8 protein-coding genes are annotated in these 8186 nt (G+C 50.8%); 1 reads left to right on the top strand and 7 read right to left on the bottom strand.

The features are described from left to right. The coding region (locus tag MPL1_RS03600) for an ATP-binding protein (RefSeq protein WP_009725769.1) at nucleotides 1-1217 on the bottom strand (1217 nt) is incomplete at its 3' end. Nucleotides 1218-1443: 226 nt separating this feature from the next. Between MPL1_RS03600 and MPL1_RS03595 the strand changes: the two genes are divergently transcribed. Next, nucleotides 1444-2007 carry a Tll0287-like domain-containing protein gene (locus tag MPL1_RS03595; RefSeq protein WP_009725768.1) on the top strand — a complete coding sequence of 188 codons (564 nt, stop codon included), beginning with the start codon at nucleotides 1444-1446 and terminating at the stop codon, nucleotides 2005-2007. Between the two features lie 9 nt (nucleotides 2008-2016). Here the strand turns inward: MPL1_RS03595 and MPL1_RS03590 are convergent, their stop codons facing one another. From MPL1_RS03590 to MPL1_RS03565, 6 genes are all read right to left on the bottom strand, one after another. Then, nucleotides 2017-2214: a winged helix-turn-helix domain-containing protein gene (locus MPL1_RS03590; RefSeq protein WP_040576842.1), complete on the bottom strand. Its 198-nt coding sequence runs from the start codon at nucleotides 2212-2214 to the stop codon at nucleotides 2017-2019. Nucleotides 2215-2355: 141 nt separating this feature from the next. Then, nucleotides 2356-3543: a MalY/PatB family protein gene (locus MPL1_RS03585; protein ID WP_009725766.1), complete on the bottom strand. Its 1188-nt coding sequence runs from the start codon at nucleotides 3541-3543 to the stop codon at nucleotides 2356-2358. Next, nucleotides 3540-5678, bottom strand: coding sequence for a 5-histidylcysteine sulfoxide synthase (gene ovoA, locus MPL1_RS03580; protein ID WP_009725765.1), 2139 nt, complete (start codon nucleotides 5676-5678; stop codon nucleotides 3540-3542). The genes MPL1_RS03585 and ovoA overlap by 4 nt, the downstream gene beginning before the upstream one ends. Nucleotides 5679-5752: 74 nt before the next feature. After that, entirely contained in the window at nucleotides 5753-6331 is a 579-nt protein-coding gene (locus tag MPL1_RS03575) for a class II aldolase/adducin family protein (protein WP_235045517.1), read from the bottom strand. Further along, nucleotides 6309-7517: a tetratricopeptide repeat protein gene (locus MPL1_RS03570; protein ID WP_009725763.1), complete on the bottom strand. Its 1209-nt coding sequence runs from the start codon at nucleotides 7515-7517 to the stop codon at nucleotides 6309-6311. The genes MPL1_RS03575 and MPL1_RS03570 overlap by 23 nt, the downstream gene beginning before the upstream one ends. Then, complete coding sequence (locus MPL1_RS03565) at nucleotides 7517-8179, bottom strand: energy transducer TonB (protein ID WP_009725762.1); 663 nt, start codon at nucleotides 8177-8179, stop codon at nucleotides 7517-7519. The genes MPL1_RS03570 and MPL1_RS03565 overlap by 1 nt, the downstream gene beginning before the upstream one ends. Nucleotides 8180-8186: the final 7 nt, after the last annotated feature.

The raw sequence follows: 8186 nt of genomic DNA, 5'->3' as shown, positions 1-8186 counted from the left end.
TCCGCCAGTTTCCGGGTCAAGGCAGGACCTGATCTTGAACACGTTTGCGTACTACTTTTTTGGCTTTGTTTGAGACGAGATTGAGCATTGCTGATCACCAACTCAGCGATCTTCTCACCATCTTCAATATGGTGATTCAGCCACAAGCTGAACGCATCCTTGACCGCACCGGAAACAAATGCCGCGCACTGCCGCGATGACAAACGCTCTTTGGTTTGCCCTGAAAATTGTGGATCTTCGATTTTGGCAGACAGCACATAGCAACAGCGATCCCAGATATCTTCGGGAGATAACTTGACGCCACGCGGCAACAAACTACGAAACTCACAAAACTCTCGCAAGGCATCCAGCAAACCACTGCGCAAGCCATTAACATGGGTACCGCCCTGAATAGTCGGGATCAGATTGACATAGCTTTCGGCCATGACTTCAGCTGGCTCTGTCAGCCACATCAATGCCCAATCCACTTCCTGATCATTTTCGGCGAAATTGCCGACAAACGGATTGGCGGGAACACAAGGCATATCCGTCATCGCGACGGCAAGATAGCTTTTCAAGCCATCTTCGTAACACCAGCGATCTTCTTGTTTTTCTGCGCCGCTGAGATCAGTAAACGTCACCACTAATCCCGGGCACAGCACTGCCTTGGCCCGCAATACATGACGTAATCTGGACACCAGAAACTTTGATGTATCAAAAAAGCTGGCTTCAGGCCAAAAGCGAACACTGGTGCCTGTATTGCGTTTGCCGACTGTGCCGGTTTCTGTCAGTGGTTCAACCAGCTGACCGTGTTCAAATGCGATTGAATAACTGACACCATCGCGGCGTATGGCAACTTCCAGCCGGGAAGAAAGCGCATTAACCACCGACACACCAACCCCATGCAGACCACCGGAAAAACGATAGTTTTTATTGGAGAACTTACCCCCGGCGTGCAGGCGGGTCAGAATGACTTCAACTCCGGGAACGCCTTCTTCAGGGTGAATATCCACTGGCATGCCCCGTCCATCGTCAATCACTTCCAGAGAGTTGTCGGCATGCAGAATGACTTGAATTGCAGTAGCGTGACCGGCAACGGCCTCATCAACACTGTTATCGATGACTTCCTGAGCCAGATGATTAGGCCGGGTTGTCTCGGTGTACATCCCCGGACGTTTCCGGACCGGCTCCAGCCCGGTCAACACTTCAATGGCAGAAGCATCGTAATTGTTGGTCATTGCCTGATAATACCCCGATAAATGTTGACCCGAAGGGTATCAGTATAAAACCCGATCAGACAAGCCGGTTCTCACGCGCTTTGACAGAATGTATTCAGGATTGGTAAATTAGAATTTACTTATATTTTGTTATCAAAGCACCCAAACGTCCGAGGCCGCTTGTTGTGGAAGCCCTATGCTCGTCGTGCTTTGAAAAAGCTAATCCCAAGCGCAAGGAGTTATGCCCATGATTCGCTCATCACTTATTGTTATCTCGCTTGCATTGGCCGGTTGCCAATCCGAGGCTGGCCCGGAATTTAATGAAGAAGCATCCAGCGCAATTCAGGAATTTGCCACGACTTTGCGCGGCGCTCTGATGCAGGCCATGCAGGAGGGGGGACCGATTGAGGCCGTTGAGGTTTGCAACACAATCGCACCGGAAATTGCGGCTTCTTTATCTGAGCAATATCAGTTCGACATTGGCAGAACCAGTCTCAAAGTCCGAAATCCTGACAATCAGCCAGATGAATGGGAAACGCTGGTATTAAAACAGTTTGAAACGCGCCTGAAAGGTGGCGAAGATATTGCCGGAATCAGTTTCAGCGAAGTCGTTGACACTGAACAGGGTTTGCAATGGCGAATGATGAAAGCCATTCCAACTGAACAGGCTTGCCTGACCTGCCACGGCGCGACCATTGCCGAACCGCTCCAGGCCATTATTGATCGCTATTACCCGGATGATCAGGCAACCGGTTTCAGCGCTGGACAGATTCGAGGTGCCTTTACTGTCAGTCGCCCCCTTGGCAACTGACAGGTAGTTTTACTTCAGGCTCAGCCACTCACCGCGAGGGGTGGCTTCGATTTCCAGCTTGTCCTCTCGTGCCAACCAGCCAATCGCACGTTGCATGCGTTTAGGGTCCAGTTCGCACTCACGGGCGGTTTTGGTCACAGATGCAGTGCCGGTTTTTCGCAGGTAAGTCCACACCATTCCTGCGTCCTGTCCAATGGATTCGCTCATAATCAGCCTCACTTAAACACGAAACAACAATGTCTCTGACTATTGGTTTAACACAAATACTGACACTTGTTGTGCGGTTTTTACCAACAGTCACTTGATTCTGACACAGTCAACGCCAATTCGGTATCAATTGGCCCGGTTTTAAATAGTTTTAGAATGTCTGGCGTGAACGGCTCTGGCAATCAGCTGCCAGGCTTGTTCAACAATTGCTCTGGGACAGGCAATGTTCATTCGCATAAACCCCCGCCCTACATCGCCAAACATCTTGCCTTGATTCATGCCTATTCCCGCCTGTTCGACAAAGAATCGTTTCAGTTCGGCATCCTTGAGACCAAGCTGCCGACAATCCAGCCAAAGTAAATAGGTGCCTTGAGCAGGAATGACTTGTATCTGTGGACAATTGTCAGCGGCAAACTCCATCACCCAGTCACGCGTTTGCCGCAGATAATCCATCAAGGCATCCAGCCAGTCATCGCCATACTGATAAGCAGCGGTAAATGCCGTGATGCTGAATGGATTGGCGGCTGAAACATGCCAGCTGTCAAATACCCGGTTGATCGCCTGACGTTGCTCGGCATCATCCACCACCAGAGCCGATAACCCAAGACCAGGAATATTAAAGGTTTTGCTGGCTGAAACCGCCGTGATCAGCTTTACATCAGGACGTTCAAATGTCGCCAAAGGCCGATGCTTGAACTCGGGGTATACCAGATCGGCATGAATATCATCTGAAATCACGGTGATCTGATACTGCTCTGCCCAGTCGAGTAGCTGTTGTAATTCTGTCTGGCTCCATACCCTGCCGACGGGATTGTGTGGCGAGCAAAACACCAGGCATTTGGCACCGGCCTCAGCACATTGCTGCAGATGGTCAAAATCAATTTGATAATCCCCGCTGGCTGTTTGCTGCAAGGGATTAAGCATCAATTGTCGCTGTGTTTGGGTCACCGCGGTGAAAAAAGGTGCATACACTGGCGGCTGCACAATCACCGGGTCGCCGGGCTCGGTCAAGGCAAGAATTGAGGCATGTAACGAAGGCACAACCCCCGGACACCAGACAATACTGTCGGGCTCAATGGTCCATTGATGCCGTCTGGCAAACCAGTCACACATGACGGTTTTCAGCTCGTCCGGAAACACTGTGTAACCATAAACCGGATGAGCAGCACGTTGTTGCAGGGCCTGGCTTATCGGCTCTGCCACAGCAAAGTCCATATCTGCCACCCACAGGGGGATCACATCCTCCCGGCCAAAGAGTTGTCTGCGAGCATCAAATTTCAGACTGCCGGTATTTTCCCGGTCAATCGGCTGGTCAAAATCAAAACTCAAGCTTTACGTTCCCACACCGTCACTTCCGACAAAGTATGCTGGAATTTTCGCCGGGTTTCACGCAACACAAAAGGCACCGATTCAGGGCCATGCACCAGCCTGAAGTTTTGCTCCAAAATGGCCTTCAGTCCATCCAGGGTAAAGAAGCTTTCACCGTCTTTTTTGAAACCGCCCAGCCAGTCGTCTTTTTCGGTATGCTCTTCCAGCCAGGTGTAAGGCGAGGTAATCATCAACAGACCGCCCGGATTGATTCGCTCATGAACGGTTTGCAGAAACAGCGCGGGCTTGTACAGCCGATCAATCAGGTTTGCCGCCAGAATCAGGTCATATCCTGCAAATACTGGCTTCAGATTACAAGCATCTCCCTGTAAGAAACTCACTTTGTCAGCAGTGTCTGCCAGCCCCAGTTGTTCGAGGCTTCGCTCACGATAAAGTACCAAATCACCTTCATCGGCGATGGTGTATCGGATGACACCTTGCTCGGCAAGCTGTACGCCAACGTTAATGAGTCGGGCAGAAAAATCCACGCCGGTCACTTCGTCAAAATGTCTCGCAAGCTCAAAAGTGGAACGGCCTGTGGCACAGCCTAAATCCAGCGCGCGATGGGCCGGTCTGTCTGCCATTAATCCTATTGCCAGTTCAGCAAGTGTTTTGGGGAAGTTGGCGACCTCAAAGTAGCTGTCACCGTAGTGAAATTCTGCGTATTCGGACACCAGCTTATCTGTCTCATATTGCGAACTCACTTGTACAACCTCCTGCTGCGACACAACATAACGAAATCCGGCATGCTGAAAAAAATGTTTCCTAAAGGCATAACGTGAGCTTAATTGTGTTTCATTGCCGCACGATACCCATGAACCGCCTTTAATAAGCTGATGTTTGCCATCATAAGTCGGCGTGGTGAAATCATCATAAATCGGATGCACCTTAAAACCGTCAAACGGATAAATCGGGGTTTCTGTCCACTGCCAGACATTGCCAACCACATCAAAAAACTCGCCATGGGCAAACTGGTTGACCGGACATGACGAGGCAGCATAATCCAGATGAATATTGGCATCACTTTGTTGGTGATCCAGCGCAGCAAGTCCAGAAACCTCATATAACCGGTACCATTCGTCTTCAGTCGGCAAGCGGACGGGTAACTTGGTTTCTGCCGCCTTCCACTCACAGAAAGCCTTGGCCTCGTGATAGTTGACTTCGGCTGGCCAGTCCCAGCGCATTGGCACCAATTCAGTCATTAATCTCAGTTGCCAGCCCTGTTCGGATTGATGCCAGAAAGTGGGATGCTGGGCCTTGCTGAAGTTTCGCCATTCCAGTCCCTCATCTGACCACCACTGATCCTGTTGATAACCACCCGCTTCAACAAATGAGAGAAATTCCTGATTGCTCACCAGGTATCGCGCCGCCTGAAACTCTGCAATTTCGGCTTGATGTCGACCATATTCGTTATCCCATCCGTAAATGGGATCATCAAACGATTTGCCAAGGCGCACCGAACCCGCAGCGACAGAAACCAGAGCATTCTCAGGCGCAAGTCCGCTGCCAGTCCAGGGTTTCCAGTCAGCTCGACTTTGCACCAACTCCAGCTTTTGTTGCCGAATCAGCACCGAGGAGGTTTCCAGATGAATCAATTCATGTTCAATGCCCATGATGATCGCCCACCAGGGGTTTTCCCAGTTGATTGGCAATGACAACGGCGCCGAATCAATCACCCGATTGACGACGGCCTGAACCTGTCGACGATAGTCATGCACCTGTGCAACTGATGGCCAGTCGTAATGGGCATCATTCAGATCATCCCAGCTCATCTCATCAACGCCGACCGCAAACATCGATTCAAACCCGGGATTGATGCGTTGCTCGATCAGACCCGCCAGCAGCAGTTTGTTAATGAAAAAGGTCGCTGTGTGTCCGTAATAGAAAATGAGGGGATGTCTGAGGGAAATCGGTTTTTGGTAATAGGCCTGATCGTTTTTGAGCGTTTTGAACAACGACTCATAACGTTCAAAAGTTGTGTTAAACCAGGCCGCTATTTCTCGGCGCTTCTGCTCAATGTCAACGCCATCCAGTCTGGGTGTTCTTAGAAAAACATCATCCTGAACTTGCTTGTTCACTGTGTACTCTGCGTTCATGAGCGTATCCGGTTAATTGAATTTCAATCAGGTCAGACTTGTAAAAAGTCATTTTGTTAGCGCTTGACTGCAGATTAACCTTGCACTGACAGCCAGGCAATTTTGGCAGACAGCTCTACCGAGCAACTCCACTTGTAGGCCAGGTTAATAGTCGGTGCACACGCATAAACACCATGACCACGAACGATTGCCACTTTGTGAGTCGCCAGCTGCTCTGCAACTGCGAGCGGTGATTGTTCAACGTAGGATGTGAAAGGAATGTCAATAACAGGCACAACAGGAAAGTAATACTGCCCCTCAAAATCGACAGGTACAAAATCTTTTCCTGACAAACTAAGTGCTATGGCATGTGGACCGTGACTATGCAGCACTGCTCGTGCTTCGGGATTATGTCGATAGACTTCGAGATGCAGTGGTGCATCCAGTGAAGCGCCCGCAGCCAGTTGGCCATCAATACTGCAACACAGTAGATCCTCTGGCTGCAACAAATCCGCACAGCAACCGGTGGGCGTTATCCAGATTTCGTCATGCCAGCGGAAAGAGGCATTACCACTGTGTGAGTCGTTGTAACCATACTGGCGCAGCCAGCGATAGTGCTCGACAAGCTGTTGTTTCAGCGCTTGCCGTGATTCATGAGGCACTTTGTTGCTCACTGAGCAAACCATCAACATGGCGTAGCCATTGTCCGGCCTGATTGCGTTGCCGTTCAAAGGCAACCGCCTGGCTGAATTGGGTTCTGGCCTGCAGGTAATCACCCAGATTGAAATAGGCCATGCCTTTTAGCAACAGCAACTCACCGCGCAATCGCTCACTCTCCAGCATCGGTTCAACTTGTTGCAAGGTTGCCAGCGCATCGGTCCAGCGTTCTTCGTTGATTTGCAGTCTGGCCAGCTGGAAGCCGGTTTCACCTGTTTGATCCTGAGTCGCGATAGATGACAACACTTCAATCGCTCGCCCGAGTTCACGAGCCGCCAGCCAGCTGTCAGCCAGTCTCTTTTGCTGTTCAAAATTTCGCGCAATCACGCCATCCGCCATTGCCTGTTCCAGCATACGGGCCGCTTTGTATGGAATGCCTAAATAACGATACATATCAATGATGCGTTGCAAGGTATTGGCGTCGCCCAGATCCATGCGCATAGTCAATGAATGGACAGCGAGTGAACGGAATTGCTGTTCCTGTTGCATGTACAACGCAGCGAGTTGATCCCAGTAGTTTTTCTGATAGGGATATCGGCTCACCATGGTTTCCAACAAACTGGTGGCAGCTCGATACTGGTTGAGCTCCATATGGCTGGCCAGCTGCAAGCGATACCATTCTTCCTTGGGTTGTGAAGTTCGGTTAATCAGAATTCTGATGGTATCGATGCTTTTCTGGTAATCCGGTAAACGGTAATAGGCAGTGGCCAACAACAGATAGGCATTATCCGATGGAGATGCTTCATTTTGCATCCAGCGCTCAAGCTCAGCGATCCCCTCACGATAGTTATCGGCGGCAATCAGCAGCTGTGCCAGATTAAAGCGAAGGTTATGATTCACATCCGGTGGCAAGGCCTCTGATGCCAGCGCTTCACGGAAAGTGCTTGCAGCTCTTGCATAGTCACCGGTTTCTGAATAGAGATAGCCAAGCGTTTGCCTGACCACTGCCGCATCGTAAGAGCCTGATGAAATATCACGTAGCAATGCCTGTAAGTCACGCTCAGCCTGGGTGTATTGTTGTGCTTCCATTTTTTCCTGGGCAGCACTCAAAACGCGATAGGTAGACTCGGTTAACAGATACTGTTCGGCAGCGGCGATCGTGTGTAAGCCAAGAAAGACTATCAGTAAGATTCGGCGCATCATCAGCGTGCCATCCTGAATTCAATTTCCTGTGTTGCCCGACGCTCAACGGGCTGCCCGTCCACCACTTTGGGTTTGAACTTCCAGCGAGTGATGGCATTGAGCGCTTCGCGGTCAAATATATTTTCCGGTGTCGCCTTGACCACCACAGGATCTCTAACAGAGCCGTCTCTGGTGATCGTAAACTCAACCGTCACCACGCCCTCGATACCTCTACGCTGAGCGGTACGCGGATAATTAGGTGGAATCCTGACCAGCGGCACAACCTCATCATCCATGCTCGGTTCAATGGCCGGGCCAGGAGTTGCTGCGGGTGCCGGCGCCGCCATAAAGTCACCCAGATAAGGGCCACCCGCTATGCTCAAAGGCACATCAATGCGCGGAACATTCAATTGTGGTGAAGGCACATTGGGCGGTGTCACATCCGGTGCTGCCGCAGAAGGTGGCGGCGGTGGTGGTTCTTCTGGTGGCGGTGGCGGTTCTGGTCGCTCACGACGTCTGAGTTCCGGCTCCGACTCTTCCCGCTGCATGCGAATAAAATCAAGCAGTCGGATATCTTCTGTCAGTTGTCTTTCCACAACTGCCGGTGTGGTCATCTGCTTCATCAGCATGAACAAACCAAAGTTGACCACAACTGCCAGCAACAGGGCGACAAACAAACGCATCGGCTAT

Source organism: Methylophaga lonarensis MPL (assembly GCF_000349205.1).
Taxonomy (GTDB): Bacteria; Pseudomonadota; Gammaproteobacteria; order Nitrosococcales; family Methylophagaceae; genus Methylophaga; species Methylophaga lonarensis.
The sequence above is the reverse complement of the archived record's forward strand: the minus strand, read 5'-3'. Positions and strand labels throughout refer to the sequence as shown.

Excerpts from the sequence above, each read along its gene's own strand:
- MPL1_RS03590 (WP_040576842.1), bottom strand. The coding sequence starts at position 2,214 with ATGAGCGAATCCATTGGACAGGACGCAGGAATGGTGTGGACTTACCTG.
- MPL1_RS03570 (WP_009725763.1), bottom strand. The coding sequence starts at position 7,517 with ATGATGCGCCGAATCTTACTGATAGTCTTTCTTGGCTTACACACGATC.
- ovoA (WP_009725765.1), bottom strand. The coding sequence starts at position 5,678 with ATGAACGCAGAGTACACAGTGAACAAGCAAGTTCAGGATGATGTTTTT.
- MPL1_RS03565 (WP_009725762.1), bottom strand. The coding sequence starts at position 8,179 with ATGCGTTTGTTTGTCGCCCTGTTGCTGGCAGTTGTGGTCAACTTTGGT.
- MPL1_RS03595 (WP_009725768.1), top strand. The coding sequence starts at position 1,444 with ATGATTCGCTCATCACTTATTGTTATCTCGCTTGCATTGGCCGGTTGC.